Annotated in this window: 22 protein-coding genes; 9 read left to right on the forward strand and 13 right to left on the reverse strand. The window is 68.3% G+C overall.

Annotated elements, in window-relative coordinates; translation table 11 throughout:
- Positions 1–8: 8 nt before the first annotated feature.
- Together ACFQRE_RS18885 and ACFQRE_RS18890 are read right to left on the reverse strand one after the other, a co-directional pair.
- A complete protein-coding gene (locus ACFQRE_RS18885; RefSeq protein WP_380125422.1) occupies positions 9–461 on the reverse strand; it encodes an NfeD family protein in 453 nt (150 codons plus the stop codon).
- Positions 462–589: 128 nt separating this feature from the next.
- On the reverse strand, positions 590–1,372 hold the full coding sequence (locus ACFQRE_RS18890; RefSeq protein ID WP_380125424.1) for an ABC transporter ATP-binding protein: 783 nt from the start codon (positions 1,370–1,372) through the stop codon (positions 590–592).
- Positions 1,373–1,414: 42 nt separating this feature from the next.
- On the opposite strand from ACFQRE_RS18890, the gene ACFQRE_RS18895 reads away from it, so the two are divergent.
- Complete coding sequence (locus ACFQRE_RS18895) at positions 1,415–2,179, forward strand: hypothetical protein (protein WP_380125426.1); 765 nt, start codon at positions 1,415–1,417, stop codon at positions 2,177–2,179.
- Here the strand turns inward: ACFQRE_RS18895 and glgA are convergent.
- Entirely contained in the window at positions 2,158–3,348 is a 1,191-nt protein-coding gene (gene glgA / locus ACFQRE_RS18900) for a glycogen synthase (protein WP_380125428.1), read from the reverse strand. The genes ACFQRE_RS18895 and glgA overlap by 22 nt on opposite strands.
- A gap of 76 nt (positions 3,349–3,424) precedes the next feature.
- Between glgA and glgC the strand changes: the two genes are divergently transcribed.
- Genes glgC through cphA form a run of 5 tightly spaced genes read left to right on the forward strand, consistent with a single transcriptional unit; the run spans position 3,425 to position 10,594 of the window.
- Positions 3,425–4,678: a glucose-1-phosphate adenylyltransferase gene (gene glgC / locus ACFQRE_RS18905; protein WP_380125430.1), complete on the forward strand. Its 1,254-nt coding sequence runs from the start codon at positions 3,425–3,427 to the stop codon at positions 4,676–4,678.
- Entirely contained in the window at positions 4,675–5,490 is an 816-nt protein-coding gene (locus tag ACFQRE_RS18910; RefSeq protein ID WP_380125432.1) for an LLM class F420-dependent oxidoreductase, read from the forward strand. The genes glgC and ACFQRE_RS18910 overlap by 4 nt, the downstream gene beginning before the upstream one ends.
- Before the next feature lie 9 nt (positions 5,491–5,499).
- A complete protein-coding gene (serB, locus tag ACFQRE_RS18915; protein WP_380125433.1) occupies positions 5,500–6,750 on the forward strand; it encodes a phosphoserine phosphatase SerB in 1,251 nt (416 codons plus the stop codon).
- A gap of 21 nt (positions 6,751–6,771) precedes the next feature.
- Positions 6,772–7,629, forward strand: a complete 858-nt coding sequence (locus ACFQRE_RS18920) for a cyanophycinase (protein WP_380125434.1) — start codon at positions 6,772–6,774, stop codon at positions 7,627–7,629.
- Between the two features lie 52 nt (positions 7,630–7,681).
- Complete coding sequence (gene cphA, locus ACFQRE_RS18925; protein ID WP_380125435.1) at positions 7,682–10,594, forward strand: cyanophycin synthetase; 2,913 nt, start codon at positions 7,682–7,684, stop codon at positions 10,592–10,594.
- 4 nt (positions 10,595–10,598) lie between these two features.
- Here the strand turns inward: cphA and ACFQRE_RS18930 are convergent, their stop codons facing one another.
- The 5 genes from ACFQRE_RS18930 to fabG all read right to left on the reverse strand — a co-directional run bounded on the left by ACFQRE_RS18930 (position 10,599) and on the right by fabG (position 16,843).
- Entirely contained in the window at positions 10,599–11,492 is an 894-nt protein-coding gene (locus ACFQRE_RS18930) for a universal stress protein (RefSeq protein ID WP_380125437.1), read from the reverse strand.
- On the reverse strand, positions 11,489–12,973 hold the full coding sequence (locus ACFQRE_RS18935) for an APC family permease (protein WP_380125439.1): 1,485 nt from the start codon (positions 12,971–12,973) through the stop codon (positions 11,489–11,491). Before ACFQRE_RS18935 ends, ACFQRE_RS18930 begins: the two co-directional genes overlap by 4 nt.
- A gap of 92 nt (positions 12,974–13,065) precedes the next feature.
- A complete protein-coding gene (locus ACFQRE_RS18940; protein ID WP_380125441.1) occupies positions 13,066–15,288 on the reverse strand; it encodes a tetratricopeptide repeat protein in 2,223 nt (740 codons plus the stop codon).
- A 28-nt stretch (positions 15,289–15,316) separates the two neighbouring features.
- Entirely contained in the window at positions 15,317–16,075 is a 759-nt protein-coding gene (fabI, locus tag ACFQRE_RS18945) for an enoyl-ACP reductase FabI (RefSeq protein WP_380125443.1), read from the reverse strand.
- Between the two features lie 54 nt (positions 16,076–16,129).
- Positions 16,130–16,843: a beta-ketoacyl-ACP reductase gene (fabG, locus tag ACFQRE_RS18950; protein WP_380125445.1), complete on the reverse strand. Its 714-nt coding sequence runs from the start codon at positions 16,841–16,843 to the stop codon at positions 16,130–16,132.
- 87 nt (positions 16,844–16,930) lie between these two features.
- Here fabG and ACFQRE_RS18955 point away from each other — a divergent pair, with 87 nt between their 5' ends.
- Together ACFQRE_RS18955 and ACFQRE_RS18960 are read left to right on the forward strand one after the other, a co-directional pair.
- Complete coding sequence (locus ACFQRE_RS18955) at positions 16,931–17,227, forward strand: DUF3099 domain-containing protein (RefSeq protein ID WP_380125447.1); 297 nt, start codon at positions 16,931–16,933, stop codon at positions 17,225–17,227.
- A 44-nt stretch (positions 17,228–17,271) separates the two neighbouring features.
- On the forward strand, positions 17,272–17,472 hold the full coding sequence (locus tag ACFQRE_RS18960; RefSeq protein ID WP_380125449.1) for a hypothetical protein: 201 nt from the start codon (positions 17,272–17,274) through the stop codon (positions 17,470–17,472).
- A gap of 53 nt (positions 17,473–17,525) precedes the next feature.
- Here ACFQRE_RS18960 and moaA read toward each other — a convergent pair whose 3' ends face one another.
- Positions 17,526–18,536 (reverse strand): GTP 3',8-cyclase MoaA, encoded by a 1,011-nt coding sequence (gene moaA / locus ACFQRE_RS18965; RefSeq protein ID WP_380125451.1) that lies wholly within the window; start codon positions 18,534–18,536, stop codon positions 17,526–17,528.
- A gap of 32 nt (positions 18,537–18,568) precedes the next feature.
- On the opposite strand from moaA, the gene ACFQRE_RS18970 reads away from it, so the two are divergent.
- Positions 18,569–19,354 (forward strand): SURF1 family cytochrome oxidase biogenesis protein, encoded by a 786-nt coding sequence (locus tag ACFQRE_RS18970; protein WP_380125453.1) that lies wholly within the window; start codon positions 18,569–18,571, stop codon positions 19,352–19,354.
- A gap of 9 nt (positions 19,355–19,363) precedes the next feature.
- Here the strand turns inward: ACFQRE_RS18970 and ACFQRE_RS18975 are convergent, their stop codons facing one another.
- From ACFQRE_RS18975 to ACFQRE_RS18990, 4 genes are all read right to left on the reverse strand, one after another.
- Positions 19,364–20,125, reverse strand: coding sequence for a class F sortase (locus ACFQRE_RS18975; protein ID WP_380125455.1), 762 nt, complete (start codon positions 20,123–20,125; stop codon positions 19,364–19,366).
- Positions 20,125–20,691: a hypothetical protein gene (locus tag ACFQRE_RS18980; protein ID WP_380125457.1), complete on the reverse strand. Its 567-nt coding sequence runs from the start codon at positions 20,689–20,691 to the stop codon at positions 20,125–20,127. The genes ACFQRE_RS18975 and ACFQRE_RS18980 overlap by 1 nt, the downstream gene beginning before the upstream one ends.
- Before the next feature lie 169 nt (positions 20,692–20,860).
- Complete coding sequence (locus tag ACFQRE_RS18985; protein ID WP_380125459.1) at positions 20,861–22,747, reverse strand: ABC transporter ATP-binding protein; 1,887 nt, start codon at positions 22,745–22,747, stop codon at positions 20,861–20,863.
- Between the two features lie 165 nt (positions 22,748–22,912).
- Positions 22,913–24,511: an ABC-F family ATP-binding cassette domain-containing protein gene (locus tag ACFQRE_RS18990; protein ID WP_380125461.1), complete on the reverse strand. Its 1,599-nt coding sequence runs from the start codon at positions 24,509–24,511 to the stop codon at positions 22,913–22,915.
- Positions 24,512–24,585: the final 74 nt, after the last annotated feature.

Genomic DNA, 24,585 nt, shown 5'->3' on the forward strand with positions numbered 1-24,585 from the left:
CTTGATGATCAGTGGCGGTCGGCGGCGACGATGGCCGTCGCACCGTGGATGGCGATGACACGGGCGTCGTCACCGGGACGCAAGGGCTCCGAACCTTCAGCGACCCGGGCCGACCACGTCTCCCCTGCGAGCTTGATGCGCCCGTCGGTGTCGGTGACGGTCTGGATGACACGGGCCTCACGACCCACGAGGCCGGAGGCCCCGATGGTGTTGTCGTGTTCCCCTTCGGTGAACTTGCGCTTGATGATCGGGCGCACCACGAAGAGCAGCAGCGCAGCAACGAGCACCGCGACGATGACCTGGACCGGGGCGTTGCCGCCGAGTCCGGCGGCGAGACCCCCGGCGAGCGCTCCGCCGGCCAGCATGACGAAGACGAAGTCCACTGTGGCCGCCTCGATTGCGGCCAGGATCAGCGCCACCCCCACCCAGGCAACCCACGGATAATCAGTGAGCCAGTCCATGACACTCCCCTTTCGTGCCGTCACCCTCGACGGCCTCTGTCAGGTCAACGAACCCAAGAAGCACAACGATCCCATGAAGCACAGAACATCCATGGCAAGTGGTCGCAAACGCGTCCCGAACAGCCCGCTCAGCGGGACCACGCGGCATACCGGGAACCACGCTTCTCCAGCTGGAGCGGAAGCCCGAAGGTGGCACTGAGGTTCTCGGCGGTGAGGGTGATCTCGATCGGTCCCTGGGCGACGACCCGGCCCTCGCGCAGGAGAAGGACGTCGGTGAAGTGGGGAGGGATCTCCTCGACGTGGTGCGTGACGAGAATGAGGGCGGGTGCCGTGACGTCACCGGCGATGACGCCGAGGCGCGCCACGAGGTCCTCGCGACCCCCGAGGTCGAGGCCTGCGGCTGGTTCGTCGAGCAGCATGAGCTCGGGATCGGTCATGAGGGCCCTGGCGATCTGCACCCGCTTGCGCTCACCCTCGGACAACGTGCCGTAGGTCCGGTCCACCAGATGCGCGGCACCAAGGGCCGCGAGCAGTTCACCGGCGCGGGCGTGGTCGAGCTGGTCGTAGGTCTCTCGCCAGCGGCCGACGACTCCGTAGGACGCGGTGACGACGACGTCCCCGACCCGCTCGTCGCCCGGGATGCGTTCGGCGAGCGAGGCCGACGCCAACCCGATGCGCGGGCGCAGCTCGAACACGTCGACCGCGCCGAGGACTTCACCGAGGACGCCCGCCACACCACGCGTGGGGTGCATCCGGCCGGAAGCCAGCTGGAGCAGGGTCGTCTTGCCTGCTCCGTTGGGTCCGAGAACGACCCAGCGCTGGCCTTCCTCGACCTCCCAGTCGACTTCGTCGAGCAGTGTCGCGCCCCCGCGGACGACCGTCACGCCCGCCATCGCCAGCACATCACTCATGACGGGAACCCTAGTTGAACGGGGCCTGCCTACGATGACGGCATGCCCGAGCTGCCCGCATCTGTTCGGATCGCGCTGTGGGTCACGTCCGCGTGGGCCACCGGCGAGTCCCTCGAGAGCGCCATCGAAGCGGCCCTGCCCGACATCGACGCAGTGGGATCCGGTATCCACACCCTCGACCTGTGGCACGACCTGGGTGAACGCACGGTTCTCCTGGCTCTGCCCACGAGCGGTGACATCACCAGCCTTCCGACGTGCGGAGGAGAGGCGCGAGACGCTGCGGTGGAGGCCGAGGAGTGCCTCATTGCTCCGGGGCTCGGCGCACTGCTCGTCCCGACGATGTCGACGTTCGGCCCCCCGGGAGGGACCGGAGCGGACACGGGGACGCGACTGGACTGGACGGCATACGACTGCGATCCCGTCCCCACCCACCGGGTCGAGGCACTCGACCCGCGCGAGTCCATCCGGTTGCTCACGACGACAGTTCTCGAGATGACCGAGCAGCTCGATGCGCTCGGTGGTCAGCCCTTTGATGCCGTCTCAGCGCGCGAGGCCCTGCCGCGCCCGGGCACCTGGGCGCTGCCCGACGGACTTCCGGGTCAGGTGTTGCGCGCCATCACGTTTGCCGCGGCCGTCAGCACGGCGGCCGGGGCCGGGCTCGACGGCCCCCAGGACGGGCCGGACGGTTGGACCCAGCAGCGTCGACTCGACCTGCTGCGTGACCTGCGACGCGTGTCCGAACGCGCCCTGGTCGATGCGGCGAACGCTGGCGTCGCCGCCGTGGCTCACCCCAGGACGTCGCGATAGACCGCGAGGGTCTCGTCGCCAATTCGAGCCCAGGAGAACGACTCCACGGCCCGAGTGCGCCCGGCCTGTCCGAACCGAGCGGCCCGCTCGGGGTCTGAGACGGCCGCGTTGAGGGCCGCCGCGAGATCGGCGACGAAACGGTCCGGATCGACCGGGGTGCCTGAACCGTCCTGCACCTGGTCGATGGGGACCAGCCAGCCGGTCTCACCGTCGACGACGACCTCGGGGATGCCCCCAGTCGCCGTGGCGACGACCGGGAGGTCACAGGCCATGGCCTCGAGGTTGACGATGCCCAGCGGTTCGTAGACCGAGGGGCAGACGAACACCGTTGCGGCAGAAAGCAACGCAATGACCTCAGCACGGGGCAGCATCTCGGGCACCCACACGACACCGTCCCGGGTCTTGCGAAGGTCATCGATCAGCTGCTCGACCTCGGCCTTGATTTCGGGCGTGTCCGGCGCGCCTGCGAGGAGCACGATCTGCACCTCGGGCGGGAGCTCGGCAACCGCCCGCAGGAGATAGGGCAGCCCCTTCTGGCGGGTGATTCGCCCGACGAAGATGACGCTCGGTCGATCGGGGTCGACACCGTGGCGGCGAACCGTCTCGGGGTCTTCCGCCCGCTTCCACAACTGGCTGTCGATCCCGTTGTGGACGACTCTCACCTTGGCTGGGTCGATGGACGGATAGCTGCGCAGGACGTCCTTGCGCATGCCGTCACTCACGGCGATGACCGCGGCAGCGCCCTCGTATGCCGTCCGCTCGATCCACGAGGAAAGGCGGTAGCCGCCGCCCAGCTGCTCGGCCTTCCACGGGCGCATCGGCTCGAGGCTGTGGGCACTGACGACGTGCGGCACACCCTCGAGGAGGGAGGCCGTGTGCCCCGCGAAGTTGGCGTACCAGGTGTGCGAGTGCACGAGATCTGTCCCGCCGCACTCGGCCGCGATGGCGAGGTCCACGCCCATCGTCACGAGCGCAGGGTTCGCGCCCGCGAGAGCCGGCAGGTCGGCATACCCCGTTGTTCCCTCCTCGTCACGAGGAGGGCCGAAGGCCCGCACGCGGACGTCGATGTCACCGCGTTCTCGCAGGGCCCGGGTCAGCTCGGCGACGTGCACCCCCGCCCCGCCGTAGATGGTCGGGGGGTACTCCTTGCTGAGGATGTCGACGCGCACGGGACGACCCTAGCGCCGAGTGACGCGAGTTGAGACGCCGATCACATCCCTGGACCCGGTCCACTAGGTTGAGGTCATGGCATACCGCAGCGGTGGACCCAAGGTTCTCGTCATCGTCCTCGCAGGTGGAGAAGGCAAGCGACTCATGCCTCTCACCGCCGACAGGGCCAAGCCGGCCGTGCCGTTCGGCGGCATCTATCGGCTCATCGACTTCGCCCTGAGCAACGTCGTGAACTCCGGCTATCTCAAGATCGTGGTGCTGACGCAGTACAAGTCGCACAGCCTCGACCGACACGTCACCAAGACGTGGCGCATGTCGACGATGCTGGGCAACTATGTCGCCCCGATCCCGGCGCAGCAGCGCGTGGACAAGTCCTGGTACCAGGGCAGCGCGGACGCGATCTTCCAGAGCATGAACACGATCACCGACGAGAAGCCCGACATCGTTGTTGTCGTCGGCGCCGACCACGTCTACCGCATGGACTTCTCGCAGATGGTCGACCAGCACATCGAGTCGGGCGCAGGCGTGACCGTCGCCGCGATCCGTCAGCCGATCGGGATGTCCGACCAGTTCGGCGTCATCGAGGTCGAGGCCGACGACCACACCCGCATCAAGGCCTTCCGCGAGAAGCCCACCGACCCCGATGGACTGCCCGACTCCCCCGACGAGATCCTCGCGTCCATGGGCAACTACGTCTTCGACGCGGATGTGCTGCAGGACGCCGTCACCCGCGACTCCGAAGACCCGGACAGCACCCACGACATGGGTGGCGACCTCGTGCCGGCGCTCGTCAAGCAGGGCGCTGCCTACACCTATGACTTCAAGAAGAACGTCATCCCGGGTGGGACCGACCGTGACAAGGGCTACTGGCGCGACGTGGGGACACTCGACTCCTACTTCGACGCCCACATGGACCTCATCTCGATCCACCCGATCTTCAACCTCTACAACTTCGACTGGCCGCTGTTCACGAGCTATGGCCCCTACCCGCCGGCGAAGTTCGTCCACGGTGCGTCCGGCCGGTTCGGCGAGGCCCTCAACTCGATGGTCTCCCCTGGCGTCATCATCAGCGGGGCCCGCGTCAGCTCGTCGATCGTTTCCCCCGACGTCCGGGTCCACAGCTATTCCGAGGTCGACGACTCCGTCCTCCTCGACGGCGTCGACGTCGGCCGCAACTGCCGGGTGCGTCGGGCCATCATCGACAAGAACGTCCGCCTCCCCGAGAACACCTCGATCGGCTTCGATGCCGAGCACGACCGGGCGCAGGGGTTCACCGTCACCGAGTCCGGCATCACCATCGTCGGCAAGGGAACGGTGCTCAAGTCGTGAGCCGAGCGCGCATCGGCGTACAGATCCAGCCGCAGCACGCGGCATACGCCGACATCCGGCGCACGTGCGCGACTCTCGAGGAGATGGGCGTCGACGTCCTCTTCAACTGGGATCACTTCTACCCGCTCAACGGTGACCCCGACGGAGCGCACTTCGAGTGCTGGTCGATGCTCGCGGCCTGGGCCGAGGCGACCGAGCGCGTCGAGATCGGTGCGCTCGTCACCTGCAACTCCTACCGCAACCCCCAGCTGCTCGCCGACATGGCGCGGACCGTTGACCACATCTCGGCACGCGGCGGCGAAGGCCGGCTGATCCTGGGCATCGGTTCCGGCTGGTTCGAGCGCGACTACGTCGAGTACGGCTACGAATTCGGTTCTGCTGGGGGCCGACTCGACAACCTTGACCGCGACCTGCCGCTCATCAAGGAGCGATGGGGAAGGCTCAACCCGGCACCCACCCGAGCGATTCCCGTGCTCATCGGCGGTGGTGGAGAGCGCAAGACGCTGCGGATCGTCGCGGAGCAGGCCGACATCTGGCACGGCTTCGGCGACCCCGAGACGATCGCGCACAAGCACGCCGTCCTCGACGAGTGGTGCGCCCGCGTCGGTCGCGACCGGTCGACGATCACGCGCTCTGCAGGAGTCAGCCCGACACCGGGCCGGCTTCCTGAGGACGTCAAGGACTACGCCGCTGGGGCGCAGGCCCTGTATGCCGTGGGCACCCGTTTGTTCACCACCGGACTGAGTGGTCCGGACTACGACCTCGGTCCGGTCCGTGATCTGCTCGCGTGGCGTGACGCGGTGAACTCCTAGCCTGTGCCCGTGACCACACAACCGGCCGATGACGAGCAGATGCCCAAGCTCCCGTCCACGCTGCTCGTGACGCTGACGGGCGAGGACCGCCCCGGCGTGACCAGCACGCTGTTCGACGCCATCGCGCCCACCGGCGCTGTCGTCCTCGACCTCGAGCAGGTGGTCGTTCGTGGCCAGCTCACCCTCGCGGTCCTGCTGACCCCCGGAGGCACCGCCAAGGCGCTGCGCGAAGTTGTGGCCGTCGTCGGCGAGCAGCTCGGTCTGACCGTGAGCGTTGCCAAGGGTCGGGGCGACAACCGCCGCCGACCGACCGGTCGCGCGGCCGTGGTGGTCCTGGGGGCGCCCTTGCGAGCCCGTTCCGTGGCGGCCATCTCCCGCTCGGTCGCTGCGCACGGTGCCAACATCGACCGCATCCGGCGCCTCTCGCGCTACCCCGTGACCACGCTCGAGCTCGACGTCAGTGGTGCCGACCTCGACTCGCTGCGACGCGAGCTGGCCCTCGTCGCAGCCCAGGAACAGGTCGACATCGCGGTGTCGCCTGCCGGCCTCGCGCGGCGTGGACGACGACTGGTCGTCATGGATGTCGACTCGACCCTCATCCAGGACGAAGTCATCGAGCTCCTGGCACGGCATGCCGGTCGTGAGGCCGAGGTTGCCGCTGTGACCGAACGGGCCATGGCCGGTGAGCTCGACTTCGCCGAGAGCCTGCACGCTCGCGTCGCGACGCTCGCCGGGCTGGACGTGTCGGTCCTGGACGAGGTGCGAGCCGCCGTGCGCCTCACCCCCGGTGCCCGCACGCTCGTCCGGACCCTCAAGCGTCTCGGCTTCACCGTGGCCCTGGTCTCCGGCGGCTTCATCGAGATCGTCCAGCCCATCGCCGACGAGCTCGGCATCGACCACGCCCGGGCCAACCGGCTCGAGGTCGTTGACGGGCGCCTCACCGGCCGCGTGCTCGGAGCGGTCGTGGACCGGAAGGGCAAGGCGAGCGCCCTGCGCGAGTTCGCCGAGGCCGCCGGGCTCCCCCTCGCACGCACCGTGGCGATCGGAGACGGCGCCAACGACCTCGACATGCTGGGGACGGCCGGACTCGGCATTGCCTTCAACGCCAAGCCCCTTGTGCGTGAGCAGGCTGACACCGCCGTCAACGTGCCCTATCTTGACGCAGTACTCCACCTCCTCGGGATCACCCGGGAGGAGATCGAGGAGGCCGACGACGCTGACGGCACACCGACACCCGCGCCTGCCGTCGAGCACGGCTGACACACCTCCTAGGCTGGTCCAATGCCCCGCTATCCCTCCACCACACCGACGTTGCTCATCATCGGCGGCGCCGAAGACCGCGTCGGCCGGGCAGCCCTGCTGCGTCGGTTCGTTCGCATCAGTGGTGGCCGACGCGCGCGCCTCGTCGTGATCCCGACTGCGTCGTCCTTCCAGGACGAGGTCGTCGCCTCCTACCGTGAGGTGTTCACCCGATTCGGCGTCGAGGACGTCGACGTCGTCAGCCCTCAGTCCCGCCACGAGGCCCACGACCCTCACTCGGTCGCCCTCCTCGACCAGGCGACCGGGATCTTCATGAGCGGCGGCTCGCAACTGCGTCTCTCGCAGTTCTTCCCGGGGACACCTCTGGGCGACGCCCTGCACCGCGCCCACGCCCGTGGGGCCGTGGTCGCGGGCACGTCGGCGGGTGCCTCGATCATGAGCGAGTTCATGATCTCCATGGGTGACGAAGGCATCACGCCGGTGCAGCGGGCAAGCCAGGTCAGTGCCGGCATCGGCCTCCTCAAGGGCGTCATCGTCGACCAGCACTTTGCCCAGCGCTCGCGCTACGGACGCCTGTTGTCCGTCGTGGCCACCTCACCGAGCCTGCTCGGCATCGGGATCGACGAGGACACCGCGATCGAGGTCACCGACGGGTCCCGCTTCACCGTCCATGGCCGCGGGGGTGTCATCGTGATGAACTGTCGCGACGTGACCACCGACGCCCCAGAAGCCCGCCGAGGAGCCCCTCTCCTCATCTCGGGTGCCGTCATTCACACGCTTCCCGCCGGCGCCACCTTCGACCTCATGTCGGCCACGCTCGTGCACTTCGACGAACAGCATGCCGACGTCGACGTCAGCCTCGCCACGGCGAAGTCCTGACCAGCCTCACCCTCAGCACCCTGCACCGCCCCTGCCAGCACCGAGGAGTCCGATGACCGAGGACCGCCCCACCCCCACCGGCCCCGCCGCACCCGAGCTGACGATCGTCGAGTCCCGGATCTATCGCGGCGGCAACATCTGGTCCTACGATCCGGCAATCCACCTCATCGTCGACCTCGGCATCCTGGAGCAGTACCCCACGGACCTCGTCGACGGTTTCACCGACAAGCTCCTCGAGCTGTTGCCCGGACTGGAGAACCACACCTGCTCCCGCGGGGTCAAGGGCGGCTTCATCCAGCGACTTCGCGAGGGCACCTGGCTCGGCCACGTCAGCGAGCACATCGCCCTCCAGCTCCAGCAGGAAGCCGGCCACGACCAGCGCCGCGGCAAGACGCGCATGGTGAAGGGGCACCCCGGCCGCTACAACGTCGTCTACGGCTACACGGACGAAGGCGTGGGAGGGGACGCGGGCAAGCTCGCCGTGCGACTCGTCAACCACCTCGTGGAAGCCGAGGAGGACTTCGCCTTCGACACCGCTCTCGATGCCTTCCTGCGCCGCGCCGAACGGACCGGTTTCGGACCGTCGACGGCCGCGATCCTCGAAGAGGCCGTCAGCCGCGACATCCCCTACATCCGCCTCAACAGCGGCAGCCTCGTCCAGCTCGGTCAGGGAGTCCACGCCCAGCGCATCCGGGCCACGATGACGTCCAAGACGGGCGCGCTCGCCGTCGACATCGCCGGCGACAAGGACATGACGACCAGGCTGTTGGGATCGGCCGGGCTTCCCGTGCCGAAGCAGGAGACCGTGCGCGGTCCCGAGGACGCTGTCGCAGCAGCCCGACGGGTCGGATTCCCCGTCGTGCTCAAGCCGCTCGACGGCAACCACGGCCGCGGGGTGTGCCTCGGCATCACGACCGACGACGAGGTGCGCGAAGCCTTTGTCGTCGCTCGTGGGGAGTCACGACGAGGCAACGTCATCGTGGAGTCCTTCATCACGGGCAAGGACTACCGCTGCCTCATCGTCGGTGGCCGGATGCAGGCCATCGCCGAGCGCGTCCCGGCACACGTCGTCGGCGACGGCGAGCACACCGTCACCCAGCTCGTCGACATCACCAACGCCGACCCGCGTCGTGGAGTGGGCCACGAGAAGGTCCTCACCCGCATCAAGGTCGACCAGACCGCGGAGTCCCTCGTCCGCGACCAGGGCTTCGCGATGGACGACGTCCCGCCCCAGGGAACCATGGTGAAGCTCGCTCTCACCGGCAACATGTCGACGGGTGGCATCTCGGTCGACCGGACCTTCGACGCACACCCGGACAACGTCGAGATCGCCGAGGAGGCAGCCCGCATGGTCGGGCTCGACGTTGCTGGCATCGACTTCATCTGCCCCGACATCGCCTCCCCCGTGAGGGAGACGGGCGGCGCGATCTGTGAGGTGAACGCAGCACCCGGTTTCCGGATGCACACCCACCCCACGGTCGGTGAGCCCCAGTTCATCGCGAAGCCGGTCGTCGACCTGCTCTTCCCGCCCGGCGCACCGTCACGCGTTCCGATCGTCGCGGTCACCGGCACCAACGGCAAGACGACCACGTCGCGCATGATCGCCCACATCATGAAGGGCGTGGGGCGCAAGGTCGGCATGACGTCGACGGACGGCATCGTCGTCGACGAGCGCCTTGTCTTCAAGGCCGACGCCTCGGGGCCCAAGTCCGCCCGCATGGTTCTGCAGAACCCCCGGGTCGACTTCGCGGTGATGGAGGTCGCCCGAGGCGGCATCCTGCGTGAGGGTCTGGGCTACGACCGCAACGACGTCGCCGTCGTGACCAACGTCGCGCCGGATCACTTGGGTATTCGCGGCATCAACACCGTCGAGCAGCTGGCCGACGTCAAGGCCGTCATCGTGGAAGCAGTGCCCCGCAACGGTTTCGCCGTCCTCAACGCCGATGACCCCCTGGTCCGCAAGATGCGCCGCCGCTGCTCCGGATCCATCGTCTGGTTCACCATGTCGGCTCCCGGGTCGGCCGTTCGCGACTTTGTCGACGACCACTGCCGTCGCGGTGGCCGGGCCATCGTGCTGGAGCCGTCCGACAAGGGCGACATGATCGTCATCCGGCACGGGCGCCGCGCCATGCAGCTCGCGTGGACCCACCTCCTGCCCTCCACCTTCGGTGGCACGGCGATGTTCAACGTTGCCAACGCCATGGCCGCCGCCGGAGCGGCGTTTGCCATCGGCACCGGGCTGCACGAGATTCGTCAGGGACTGCGCACCTTCTCGACGAGCTACTACCTCTCCCCCGGCCGTATGAACCAGGTCAACGTCAACAACATTGACGTCATCGTCGACTACTGCCACAACGCTCCCGGCATGAAGGTCCTCGGCGACTTTGTCGAGCGCTACGCCGACGCGAGGGCCGGTTCGAGCGAACTCGGCAAGATCTCGCGACTCGGCGTCATCGCCACTGCGGGCGACCGCCGCGACGAGGACATGCGCGAACTGGGCCACATCGCCGCCCAGCATTTCGACGTCCTCGTGGTCCGGGAGGACGAGCGCCTGCGCGGCCGCAAGCCAGCCGAGACGGCAGGTCTGGTGGCCGAGGGAGCGAAGGCCGCAATGGCCGATGGAGCCCGCTGCCGTCAGGTCGAGATCGTCACCGACGAGCTCTCCGCGGTGCGACACGTCATGGCCCGAGCCAATCCCGGCGACATCGTGGTCGTCTGTGTGGACCAGCACGGCGTCGTCATGAACGAGCTCGAGACCATGACCAAGCAGGCCCAACCGGGAACGCACACCGCCGACTCGCTCGCCGACCCCGACCTCGACCCGACGACCCTGTCGGCGGAGGCCCAGGTCAGCGGCGAGGAAGCCACCGACCAGGACCTCGCCGAGCACGACGCCGATGCCGGCAACGAGTCCGACTTCGACCCCGACGCCGACCAGGACGACCCCACTCAGCCCGGCAGTTGAGCGGTCAGGGAACGACGATCACGGGGACGGGTGAGTGCCTGACGATCTTCGTTGCGCTCGAGCCGAGGAAGAGCCGCTCGACCCGATGCTCACGTGACGACCCCACCACCAACACGTCGTCTCGCTCCCCCCCGATCGAGTCGAGTGCGGCGACCCAGGATCTCCCCGAACCCACGACACTCGTCACCTCGTGGGGCTGCACCCCGGACTCTGGCAACGCCTTCAGGGCCTGGGTCTGCGCAGCATCGGCCTGCTCGAGCCACACCTGCAGCACCTGTTCCTCGGCGGCAGCCCCACCCACTCCCGCGGGATACATCGTGCGACCGCGGACAGCAAAGGTCGCGATCCGCAGGGCGGCACCGGTCTCGTCGCAGATTGCCGCCGTGCGCTCCAACGTGGTCCGTGACGATGCGTCGTCGCGGAACGCGCACGTCACCCGCGCGACCCGCCGGGCCTCACTGTGTAGCAGCCCGCGGGTGGCCATCGCCACCGGCACCGGCGACGTGTGCAACAACCGGCTCGTGGTCGATCCAATGTTGATCTGACCGTGACCGACGTCCGTCCCCGACCCGATGACGATCATCGAGGCCCGGGTCTCCGCCACGAGTCCGAGCAACCCGCTGGACACGGAGCGGGCCGAGATCCATCGGGTGGTCGCGGTCAGTTCCGGACAGATCTCGGCGAGGATCTGCTCCGCCTCTCGGGCAGCTGCGGCACCCCGCTCCGCAGCCCAGCGGGCGAAGTCCCGGTCGGCCGCGCCCGCAACCGGTGTGGGCCACGACGTGGGGACGACGGTCACCACCACCAGACGCAGTCCGGCAGAGCGGCCGAGGGTGGCTGCGAGTTCCAGGCCGGAGCGGTCGTCCACACCGCTGCGGTAGCCCACCAAGAGTGTCACTCCGCGTCCCTCCCCACGACGCCCGCCGCCTCGGTGTCGCGGGCGCCGAGGCGCGAGTGGTGTCGGCCCCAGAAGAAGTAGAACGCCAGGACGATGGCGAGCCAGACACCGAAGATGAGCCAGGTGATGGCGGCCAAGCCATGGAGCACCGTGCCGCAGACGATGATGGTGAGGATCGGGGTCAAGGGGTAGCCGGGCACCTTGAAGGGTCGGTGCAGTTCGGGGCGAGTGCGACGTAGGACGATAACGCCGAGCGCCACCACCGAGAAGGCCATGAGCGTGCCGATCGACACCGTGTCCCACAGATAGTCAGAGGGGACGAAGCCAGCGATCAGGGCCACCACGACGCCCACGAAGATGGTGTTGAAGACCGGTGTCAGCGTCTTCGGGCTCACCTCCGCGAACTTGTCGGGGAGCATTCGGTCGCGACCCATGGCGAAGAGGATGCGGGTCTGCCCGTAGAGCGTCACGAGGGTCACGGAGAAGATGGAGATCACGGCGCCGGCGGCGAGAACCGTTCCGGCGAACGCGTTTCCGGTGATGTTCTCGAGGATCACCGCCAGGCCTGCACTCTGCTGCTGGTCGCTGGAGAACTGTTCGAGGGGCTGCGCCCCGATGCCTGCCAGTGCGACCAAGACGTAGACCGAGATGACGATGACGAGCGCAGCCATGAGGGCGCGGGGCAGGGCCTTCTGCGGGTCCTTGACCTCCTCACCCGCTGTCGAGACAGCATCGAGGCCGATGAACGAGAAGAAGATCGTGCCGGCCGCCGCGCTGATGCCCCCTGCTCCTGAGGCCCAGAAGTTGTCGAAGCGGTCGACCTGGAAGGCGGTGAGACCGATGATGACGAAGAGCACGAGCACCGCCAGCTTGATGAGGACCATGATCGTGTTGGCTCGCGCCGATTCACCGGCACCACGCATGAGCAGCAGAGTGCACAGCACCACCAGGATCACGGCGGGCAGGTTGAGGATCCCGGTGGTGTTCTCCCCATACGGAATCGGGCTGTATGACAGGGCGTCCGGGAACGGCATACCGATGGTCTGTTCCAGGAACTCATTGAGATAGCCGCTCCAGCCGACCGCGACCGCAGAGGCTGAAACGCCGTACTCGAGGAGAACGCACGCCGCGATGATCATCGCGACCAACTCGCCCAGCGCGTGGTAGGCGTAGGAATAGGTCGATCCGCTGACCGGGATGGCGCTGGCCATCTCGGCGTAACACAGTGCCGAGAGACCGGCTGCGACCCCGGCCAGGATGAACGACACGATGACCGCCGGTCCGGCGTCGGGCACAGCCTCCTGGAGGACGAAGAAGATGCCCGTACCGACCGTGGCACCGACGCCGAACATCGTCAGTGCAAACGTCCCGATGGTGCGTTCCAGCTCTGGGCCTGCGTGGTGGTGCTCGGGGTGGTCAGGATCCGTCGCGAGGACGATCGGCTTCCTGCGGGTGAGCTGTTGCGACAACGAGATGGCCATGAGGCACTCCCCAGTTCGGCGGGACAGGCAATTTCAGTGGACGCGAACCCGGACCCACTCGATCCGTTGCGACCGGACCTCCGGAGCTTGGCTCAGTCGCTGGACCGTGCCGCACGGCCCAGCTCCTCGGCGTATGCCGTGAGCGAACGTCGGTAGCGCAGAACGTCTTCGTCCATGCTCCCGTGCGCCACGGCCGCCAGGAGGCTGCCGAGGGCCTCTTCGGACCGACCTGCAGAGTGCAGCGCCAGGGCGCGGAAGCCCGCGATCCCGATCGAGTCGGGACGGTCCTGGGACAGGTCGTCGAGCAACGTGATGGCCTCTGCGTGTTCCCCGGCGTTGCGCAACGATGACGCCATCTGGATGATCGCCCGGTGCCGGAACGGCTCTCGCAGACCGCCACTCAGCGCCTCGCGATAGAGCGCGATGGCCCGCTCGGGCTGGCCGGCGGAGTCAAAGGTCCCGCCGTACTCGTAGGCGATACGAGCGTCGTCGGGATACGCGGCATACAGGGCCGTGCCGGTGACGATGCGCCGTTCGGCATCCTCGTCCTCCCAGAGAGCCGTGATGGCTTCTTCGGCCTCATGCTCACCGCGGGCCAGGATGACCTTGCGTCGGATGCTCGCCGCCGAGTCCGCAACGGCACCGATCTCGGCGAGCCAGTCGTAGATTTCTTCACGTTCCGAGTGGCACATGATCGCGACCACGTCGCCGTCGTGAGCCACCTCGACCAAGGCCTTGAGGCCGGTCAGTTCGGTCTCGAACGAGTCGATGTCGGCAACTCCGGCGCGTCGGAGGCCGACGCGCAGGTGTGCCTCAAGGTTGTCCATGGTTCGGCCGCGCAGGTAGTGCGCCTTGTGGGCAGCGACGATGTGGTCGGCGCGGTGTCCGGCGATCTCGCCGAGGTTCTCGAGGATCTCGTCGGAGCGGTCCCCGCCTGCCCCAAGTCCGAGGTGGATGCGTGAACCGGGCTGGCGCAGGCCCTCGGCGACATCCATGAGCGCTTCCAGCCCGGCCTCGTTGTGGGCGAGGTCGACGACGATGGTGCAGGTGCCGCCCATGCCGCCCATGCCGCCGGGAGCCGTGTAGGTGTTCATGCGTCCCGGGTTGAGCGCGGCGTCGGGTCGGAAGGTGCGCAGACCCTCGATGACTGCGGCCCGGTCGATCCCGAGCGCGAGTGCCGCGGCGGTGGCGGCGAGCACGTTGGCGACGTTGTGACGCGACAGGCCGCTGATCGTCATGGGGACGTCGACGACGGGCACGAGTCGGTCCGGGACACCCGAGTCGGTGATCACCGTGACCCGGTCATCGAGGACGGTGATCGCGCGTCCCCCCAGTCCGAGGGCCTCACGAATGGCCGGCGAGTTCGCGTCCAGCGAGAACACCCATGGCTTGGCGGGTGAGCCGGTGCGCATCGCCCAGACCCTGGGGTCGTCCCCGTTGAGCACGGTCCAGCCGCCGGGGCGCGTCGCCCGGGTGATGATGGCCTTGACCTCGGCCAGTTGGTCGATGGTGTCGACGCCCTGGAGGCCGAGGTGGTCTGCGGTCACGTTCGTCACGACGGACACGTCGTTGTGAGCGACGCCGAGCCCCTTGAGGAGCATGCCGCCGCGGGCCGTCTCCAGGATGCCGATCTCGACACCGGGCGCGCCGAGCACACCACGCGCGCCGGCCGGGCCGGAGAAGTCACCGGGCTCGATCATGGTCCCGTGGTCCACGACACCGTCGGTCGAGCTCCACGCCGTGTGCTTGCCGGACGTCATCGCGATGTGGGCGAGGAGGCGCGTGGTGGAGGTCTTGCCGTTGGTCCCGGTGATGGAGGCCACGGGGATGCGGGGCGTGACGATGCGGGCTGGCGGACCATCGGGCGCCTCACGCACCAACGCAGCCTGCTCGTCGACCACGTCGCGTCCTTCGAGCCACGCCGCAAGAACGGGTGCGACGGACTCACCCAGGGCCTGCGCCGGTCCGCGTCGGCGCCATACGAACGACACCACGACGACCGAGCGGTCCCCACCGGAGCGAGACCTCACACCGAGCCGACCAGTCCCGGAACCCACGGACACGCGGCGCACAGCACGCTCGGCGAGTCGAGCGATGACCCGCTGACGCTGCTCGGTGCCCGGCGACCCCGCCTGGATGGCGCCGAGGCCGGCCGTGCGGGCCACCCGTCGGACGATGTCCTTGTCCGCTTCGAGGTATGCCGTGAGGTCCAACGTGACTTTGACGGCTGGCTTCGGGAAGTAGAGGTTGGGTCCCTCGAGGACCCGGACCTCGGTGGCGGTCACGGCAGGGCTGGTGTGAAGGTCGCTGGTCACCAGCAGAGCCTAATTGGAGCGGGGCGGATCAGAAGCCCATCGCGTGCACGCCGCCGTCGACGTGGACGATCTCGCCCGTCGTCGCCGGGAACCAGTCGGACAGCAGGGCTGCGCAGGCCTTGGCCGCGGGCACTGCATCGTTGACGTCCCAGCCCAAGGGCGCACGCTGACCCCACGACTCCTCGAACGTCTGGAAGCCCGGGATGGACTTGGCGGCCGTCGTGCGAATGGGGCCCGCCGCGACGAGGTTGCACCGCACTCCCTTGGGCCCGAGGTCGCGAGCCAGGTAGCGGTTCGTCGACTCGAAGGCCGCCTTGGCGACGCCCATCCAGTCGTAGACCGGCCACGCAAACTTGGCATCGAACGTGAGCCCGACGACCGATGACCCGGGGGTCATCAGCGGCAGCGCCGCGACGGCGAGGGACTTGAGCGAGTAGGCCGAGGCGTGCATCGCGACGGACACATCGTCGAAGGTCCCCTCGAGGAAGTTGAACGCACCCTGAGGCGCGAACCCGATCGAGTGCAGGACCCCGTCAAGGTGGTCGACGTGCTCACCCAAGCGCTCGGCCAGAGTGTCAAGGTGCTCGGCGTCCGTGACGTCGAGCTCGACGACGGGCGGCGTCGTCGGCAGGCGCTTGGCGATGGTCGTGGTGATCTTCATCGTCCGCCCGAAGGAGGTGAGCACGACCTCGGCGCCCTGCTCCTGCGCCAGCTTGGCGACGTGGAAGGCGATCGAGGAGTCCATGAGGACTCCCGTGATGAGCAGCTTCTTGCCCTCGAGCAGCATCGGCGTCGTTCTCCTTCTGGATGTGGTCTTCAGGGGTGTGGGTGAAGTCTGGTGTCAGTGGCCCATGCCGAGGCCGCCATCGACGGGAATGACCGCGCCGGTGATGTAGCCCGCGTCGTCGGACGCGAGGAAGCGCACGACTGCCGCCACCTCGGCGGGCTGGGCAAAACGACCAGCCGGTATGCCGGCCTTGTAGGACTTCTGCGTGTCGTCCGGCAGCGCTGCGGTCATGTCCGTCTCGATGAACCCCGGCGCCACGACGTTGGCCGTGATGCCACGACCTCCGAGCTCGCGGGTCACCGAGCGGGCGAGGCCGACGAGTCCTGCCTTGCTGGCGGCGTAGTTGGCCTGGCCCGGACCTCCGTAGAGCCCGACGACGCTGGAGATGAGGATGATCCGGCCACCGCGGGCCTTGATCATGCCGGTGCTCGCGCGACGCACGCAGCGGAAGGTTCCGGCAAGGTTGGTGTCGATCACCGCGTCGAAGTCCTCGTCGCTCATGCGCATGAGGAGGCCGTCCTTGGTGATGCCGGCGTTGGCCACGAGCACCTGGACGGGTCCGCCGAAGATCTCCTCCGCCGCGCTGAAGGCCGCGTTGACCGATTCGGTGTCCGTGACATCGCATTTCACGACCGTGAGGCCGTCGGGGGCGTCGCCGCTCCTGCTCGTGACGACAACCGTGTCTCCGGCCTGCGCGAAGGCTGTGGCGATGGCCTGACCGATACCCCTGTTGCCGCCGGTGACAAGGACGTTGCGTGCTGCGCTCATGGCGCACGACGCTAGTGGACTACCGCCCGGTAGCTCGCATCCTCCCGGCCGTGCCGCGCCCTCAGGATGCGGACGTAGAGTGGTGTGGTGAGCACGAACCGGCGAGACGAGCCGACGGTGCAGTCCGTCACGAGTGCACGGTCCGCCGCCAATGACGACATCAACGCGAGGATGAAGCACTACCTCGTGACGATGGGCATCCGCACGGGCTGCTTCGTCCTCGCCTTCGTCACCCAGGGGTGGGTCCGTTGGACCTGCGTTGCCCTGGCTGTCGTCCTGCCCTACGTCGCGGTCGTCTTCGCCAATGCGCGGTCACCTCGCGTGGCCGGTCGGGTCGCTGCCGTCACCCCGCGAGATCCGCACCGCCGTCAGCTCGACCAGTGAGCGGTCTCTTCGGTTCAGAATTGTCGAACCCGCAGGGCGCCCAGATGACCTGCAGCGCGAAGGGCTGTCGCGAGCAGGCGACCTGGGGACTCCTCTGGAACAACCCCAAGCTGCACACGACCGAGCGGCGCAAGGTGTGGCTCGGCTGCGACGAGCACCGCGTCTCCCTGGGCGACTTCCTGTCGATGCGTGGCTTCCTGCGTGAAACCGTCCCGGTCGACGAGATTCCCGCCCACGCAGGCTGACGACCCCTCGCGCGCAGCCAACGTGTCCAATGGGGCCGAGTTGGCGGTGTGGTTCAGCCGCCGATGGCGCTCATGGGGCGGATCGGCTGCACGAAGTCGGCGGTCCCGATGCCGTGGCCCTTGGCCTTGCGCCACATCTCCCCGGTGATGAGGGCTGCGAGCTCGTCGTCGCTCGCGCCGTCCCGCATCGGTGCGCGAAGGTCGGTCTCGCGCTGCGAGAACAGGCAGTTGCGCACCTGCCCGTCCGCTGTCAGCCGAGTGCGGTCACAGGCCCCACAGAAGGGTGCCGTGACGCTCGCGATGATGCCGACCGTGGCCGGTCCCCCGTCGACGAGGAACCGCTCGGCAGGCGCGCTCCCCCGTTCGGCCTCGGGAAGAGGAGTGATCGTGAAGCGTTCGGAGAGTCGGGTCCGGATCTCGTCGGAGCCGATCATGGTGGAGGCGTCCCACCCGTGCTGCGCATCGAGTGGCATCTGCTCGATGAACCGCAACTCGTAGCCGCGCTCGAGACACCACGCGAGGAGGTCTGCCACTGAATGGTCGTTGATCCCGCGCATCGCGACCGCGTTGACCTTGACGGGCACCAGCCCCGCCTCGCGAGCCGCCTCGAGTCCGGCCTCGACGTCCTTCAACCGGTCGCGCCTGGTCAGGTCGGCGAACTCCTTGGGGTCCACCGTGTCCAGGCTGATGTTGACTCGATCGAGGCCCGCGGCGGCGAGTGGACCAGCCAGGCGATCCAACCCGATCCCGTTGGTGGTCATGGCGATGCGAGGCCGTGGCGTGAGCACGGCGATCCGGCCCACGAGATCGGTCAGCGACCGACGCAGCAGCGGTTCACCACCGGTGAGGCGCACCTGCTCGACACCGAGCGCGACGAAGATCGACACGAGCCGGACCAGCTCGTCGTCGGTCAGCATCTCGGGCTTCGCGAGCCAGGGCAGTCCCTCAGCCGGCATGCAGTAGCGGCACCGCAGGTTGCATCGGTCCGTCACCGACACCCGCAGGTCACGTGCCACCCGACCGTGTTGGTCGAGGAGGCGGGCGGTCGTCGGGGCGGTGGACATGCTCTCAGGGTATGCCGGGTAGCGTGCTGAGGGTGTTTCGGCGTCTGTTCACCCCCCGCTGGATGGGTGCTCTCGCCCTCGCCGTGCTCTACGCCGTGCTGGGCTATCACCTGGGCCAATGGCAGTACGGCCGGCACGAATTCAAGGTCGAGCGCAACGCTCTGCTCGACGCCCACTACCGGGCCGATCCGGTCCCCGTCAGTGAGGTCCTCACCACCCGTCCGGTGAACCGTGCGGCGGACGACTGGACCAAGGTCACGGCCAGCGGGACGTATGCCGGTGAGCAGCTTCTCGTGCGCAACCGCCCCAACAACGGCGTCTTCGGCTACGAGGTACTGGCGCCGCTGCGCATGGCGGACGGCACCACCGTCGTGGTCGATCGCGGGTGGGTGGAGAACTCCGCGCGCGGTGCCGCCGTGCTCCCGGACATCCCGGCAGCACCGCAGGGCCAGGTGACCGTCGTGGGCTGGGTCCGTCCTCTCGAGAACACCGACCGCAAGAAGCTGCCCGCGGGTCAGGTGGCGAGCATCAGCCTTCCCGACGTCGAGCGGGCCTGGGAGACGACGGTCCTCGACGGCTATCTCGTCCTGGACTCCGAGGCACTCCCCGGCGGGGCGACCCCAGCGCGCCCGGCTCCCCTCGCCGATCCCGACCGCAGTCTGGGGCCTCACCAGGCGTATGCGTTCCAGTGGTGGCTCTCGATGCCCGTGGGACTGCTGCTCATCTGGCTGGGCCTGCGTCGTGAGCTGCGGGACGAGCAACCGGAACGCCCGAGCAAACCCAAGAAGGTCCGCATCTGGGACGAAGAGGACTACTGACCCAACGGATCAGATGGCGTCGGCGACCACGACGTAGTTGGCGACGCGATGTCCATCGCTGCGATAGCCGAGTTCGTCGTCGCACGTGATGAGGACGATCCGCCGCTTCGAGGTGTTCTGACCCCAGACGTCAGCGTCATGGGTCAGCGTCGACTTGTTCACGACGGCGGCGCGTTTGACGACGTAGGTCCGGGTGACCGAGCCGGAAGTGACGACCACCTTGTCGCCCACGCCGACCGAGGACAGCCGAGCGAAGACGTCGTCATCACCCGACGAGGCGACGTGACCCGCCACCACGGCGGTGCCGACCTTGCCCGGCTGGACCCGGCCATAACCGCGAACCCACATCGCCGTGCCCGCGGGCGGGTTGATCCTGCCCGACGAGCTCACCCCGCCGGAACGCAGCGAGGTGTTCAACCGGATGTCGGGCACGCGCAGGCGCAGACCCGACGTCACGGGCGGCTTCGAGACCCGAGGGGTGGCGGCTTGGGTCGACTTGCGGACAGCCCGCGCGGGCGTGGGGGTGGGCTTGGGTGCTGCCGGACGTGGCCGCGTGGCTGTGGGCGTCGGGCCGGGCGTCATCGTCGAGTCCACCGTTGCGGACCGACTCGGGAGCGAGGGACTCGCACTGGGCGACGCAGACTCCACGGCCGAATGCTCGGCGGCGAGCGGGGCCCCCTCTTCCCTCCCCCGGCCGAGGCCGAGGGAGAGAAGGAGCGCGCCGACAATGATGGCGACGAGGCCCCCGACCTGCAGAGGGCGGCGGGGCATCAGGAGTGGCTGCCCCGGCGACGGGTGGCGGCCGTGGCGGCAGCCGCACCGGCGAGCACGAGGGCGGCGCCACCACCCAGGAGGGCGGGGTTGGGGCCGGACGAGTCAACGAGGTCGGTCTCGACGACCGGACCAGTGGGACCCGACGGCGTCGAGGTGACTGTCACGGTCGAGGTGGGTGTCTTGCTCGGCGTCGGGTTCGCGGGCTCACCGCAGTCCGCCTTGTCCACGTCTTCCAGGGCCACACCCTCACCGTTGGTCATCCAGTTTTCGTGCCAGTTCTGACCGTCGAACGTGACCGTCTCACCGTCGCTCTCACGGACGTACGTGAACGGCGGGATGACGTCGTTGTCGTTCTGGTGGGTGTCGTGCCCCTGCTGCGTGATGGCGGCAGCGTCGATGGTGATGACGACGAACGGGTTCGTCTCGGACCCCGTCGCGTGGCAGATCGTGATGTTCGGGTTCGGGTCTGCGCTGGCTGTGCCGGCGAAGGCGATGCCCGATGCTCCGGCCAGCGCAAGCCCGAAGGCCGCGCTGGTGAGTCGACGAGTTGTGTGCCGTGCCATGTGAGTCCTCCAAAGAATGACCTGGGGGACGCACAAGTCGCGCCTCCCCCCCGCATTCATCGTGTGATGGTCGTCACAAGAATCCGGGGAAACGGCGCAAAGTAGCCCGAAGGGACCGGGCCCTGACATCGAAGGGACGGCGCCACCCGGGTCGGGGTGACTAGGTCCACTAGCTCCGTGGTACTGGAGTGGCCTTGGTGTCGTCAGAGAACTGGGTCGTGTAGAGGTCGCGGTAGAGACCTCCGCGAGCCAAGAGCTCCACGTGGGTGCCGCGTTCGACGATCCGGCCCCGGTCGAGCACGAGGATGACGTCGGCATGGCGGACCGTGGAGAGGCGGTGGGCGATGACGAGCGCCGTGCGGCCCTCGAGGGCAGCGTCGAGAGCCCGTTGCACGGCCACCTCGCTCTCGCTGTCCAGGTGGGCTGTCGCCTCGTCGAGGACGACGAGCCGCGGACCCTTGAGGAGCAGGCGGGCGATCGCGATGCGCTGCTTCTCGCCGCCGCTGAGTCGGTGCCCGCGGTCCCCCACGACCGTGTCGAGCCCCGACGGCAGCCGCTCGACGAGGTCCCAGATGCGGGCGGCGCGCAGCGCCGCCTCGATGTCGGCATCGGTGGCCGACGGGGCGGCATACAGGAGGTTCGTCCGGATCGTGTCGTGGAAGAGATGCGCCTCCTGCGTGACCACGCTGACCGTGTCGCGCAGCGACTCCAGGCTCACCGTGCGCAGGTCGGCACCGTTGATGCGCACGGCACCACTTGTCGGGTCGTACAGGCGCGCCACGAGTGAGGTCAGCGTCGACTTGCCGGCGCCACTGGGTCCGACCAGTGCGACGAGCTGCCCGGGCTCGATCGTCGCATCGATGTCCTCCAGCACGACGTCGCCTGCCTCGCGGTCTCCGCTGGCGGTGGATTCGAGGGAACTCAACGACACCGCATCGGCTGCGGGGTACGAGAAGCCGACGTGGTCGAGATCGAGCCGCACCGGACCGGCCGGCACCACGGTCGCGTCAGGAGCCTCGGCGACGAGAGGCTCGAGGTCGATGATCTCGAAGACCCGCTCGAACGACACGAGCGCGGTCATGACGTCGACCCGCGCGTTGGAGATCGTCGTCAACGGACCGTAGAGCCGGGCCAGGAGAGCGGTGAGGGCGAGGAGTGTCCCGACCGTGAGCGTCCCGTTGACCGCCAGGATGCCGCCGAAGCCGTAGACGAGCGCTGTCGCCAACGCTGCGACCAGAGTGAGGCCGACGAAGAAGATGGAGCGGTTGACCGCGATCTTCACGCCCACGTCCCGGACGCCCTCGGCGCGCTGGGCGTACTCCTGGTTCTCGACCCGGGGGTTGCCGTAGATCTTGACGAGCAGCGCGCCGGCGACGTTGAACCGCTCGGTCATCCGGGTGCCGAGGTCGGCGTTGAGTCCCATCTGGTCGTGGGCGAGGCCGGCCAGGCGACCACCCATGGTGCGTGCCGGGATGAGGAAGAGCGGCACGAGGATGAGCGAGGCCAGGGTGAGCTGCCACGAGAGGAGCCCCATGACACCGATGATGAGGACGAGCGAGACGGCGTTGCTCACCACGCTCGACAGCACCGATGTGAAGGCCTGCTGGGCCCCGATGACGTCGTTGTTGAGGCGAGAGACGAGGGCGCCGGTCTGGGCCCGCGTGAAAAAGGCGATGGGTTGACGCAGCACGTGGGAGAACACCTGGGTGCGCAGGTCCACGATGAGCCCTTCGCCGATGCGGGCCGAGAGCCACCGCGACAGCAGGGTGACCACGGCGCTCACGACAGCGAGGGCAGCGACGAGGAGGGCGAGCCGGATGACGAGGCTCGAGTCCTTGGGGATGATGCCGTCGTCAATGAGGCTCTTGAGGATCAGCGGTGTCGAGACGATGAGCAGGGCGTCCACGACCACCAGGGCCAGGAACGCCACGATGATGCGGCGATAGGGGCGCGCGTAGGACAGGACGCGCCGTGCCGTCCCCGGTGCGAGCTCCTTGGACTTGACGCTTGCGTCCTTGCTCAGGCTCTGGATTGCCTGCCAACCGGCCATGCTCATGGTGTGTGGTCCTCGACCTCGTCGAACGTGTTCATGTGACCGATCCTCGATCCTCAGGTGCGCTTGAGGTCAAACCAGCGCCTGGGCGCCCTCATTCCGAAGACCGCGGTGGCGGCTCCCGTCGACGGTACGGCTCGGCACCGACACGGTGCGCCCGGACCCGTCTCAGGCGAGGTTGACGAGGTCCTTGTAGTCAGGGCCCCACAGGTCCTCGACGCCGTCGGGCAGCAGCAGGATCCGCTCAGGCTCGAGGGCGTCGACCGCGCCCTCGTCGTGCGTCACCAGGACCACGGCACCCTTGTAGGTCTTGAGGGCCCCGAGGATCTCTGCGCGCGATGCCGGGTCGAGGTTGTTCGTGGGCTCGTCGAGGAGCAGCACGTTGGCCGACGACACGACGAGCAGGGCGAGCGACAGACGTGTCTTCTCGCCACCGGAGAGGACCCCAGCGGGCTTGTCGACGTCGTCACCGGTGAAGAGGAACGAACCGAGCGTCTTGCGGACGTCGGTCTCGCCGAGCTCCGGTGCCGCCGACTTCATGTTGTCGAGCACGGACCGATCGACGTCGAGGTTCTCGTGCTCCTGGGCGTAGTAGCCGATCTTGAGGCCATGGCCGGGCTCGACCTGACCGGTGTCGGGGGCATCGACGCCGGCGAGCATGCGCAGCAGCGTGGTCTTGCCTGCACCGTTGAGCCCGAGGACGACGACTCGCGAGCCACGGTCGATCGCGAGGTCGACGTCCGTGAAGATCTCGAGCGAACCGTAGGAACGCGACAGCCCGCTCGCGCGCAGCGGCGTCTTGCCGCACGGCGAGGGGTCGGGGAAGCGTAGTTTGGCCACGCGGTCACTCACGCGCTCGGTCTCGAGGCCCGACAGCAGGCGCTCGGCGCGACGCGCCATGTTCTGGGCAGCAACAGTCTTGGTGGCCTTGGCGCGCATCTTGTCGGCCTGGGCCATGAGGACCCCGGCCTTCTTCTCGGCGTTGGCCCGCTCGCGCTTGCGCCGACGCTCGTCGGTCTCACGCTGCTGGAGGTAGGCCTTCCAGCCGAGGTTGTAGATGTCGAGCTCGGCCCGGTTGGCGTCGAGGTGGAAGACCTTGTTGACGACGGCCTCGAGGAGGTCGACATCGTGCGAGATGACGATGAGCCCACCCTTGTAGCCCTTGAGGTGGTCACGCAGCCAGACGATGGAGTCGGCGTCGAGGTGGTTCGTCGGCTCGTCGAGGAGCAGGGTCTCGGCGCCGGAGAACAGGATGCGGGACAGCTCGATACGCCGACGCTGACCACCGGACAACGTGGCCAGAGTCTGGTCGAGGTGACGCTCCTCGAGCGCCAGGGCGGACGCGATGGAAGCGGCCTCGGACTCCGCGGCATACCCACCGGCAGCGTGGAACTCGCCCTCGAGGCGACCGTAGCGGCGCATCGCCTGCTCGAGCTTCTCCCCCGTCTGCTCGGCCATCGCCACCTCGGCCGCGCGCAGGTCACGAACGATCCGGTCGAGGCCCCGAGCGGACAGGATGCGGTCGCGACCGGTGACGTGGAGGTCACCGGTGCGCGGGTCCTGCGGCAGGTAGCCCACCTCGCCCGTGCTCTGCACCGATCCGGCTGCGGCCTGGCCCGAACCCGCCAGGACCTTGGTCAGCGTGGTCTTGCCGGCACCGTTGCGCCCGACGAGGCCGATCCGGTCACCCGACTGCACTCTGAACGAGACGTTGTCGAGGAGGAGTCGGGATCCCGCGCGCAGCTCGATGGCGGCAGCAGTAAGCACAGGGAAGTCCTTCGTCGGGGGAAAACTGAGTTGGTTCGTGAGGCGCACCGCTGACGCACCGCGGGCCTTTCGAC

Source organism: Knoellia pratensis, from assembly GCF_042666395.1.
In the GTDB taxonomy this organism is placed as follows: Bacteria; Actinomycetota; Actinomycetes; order Actinomycetales; family Dermatophilaceae; genus Knoellia; species Knoellia pratensis.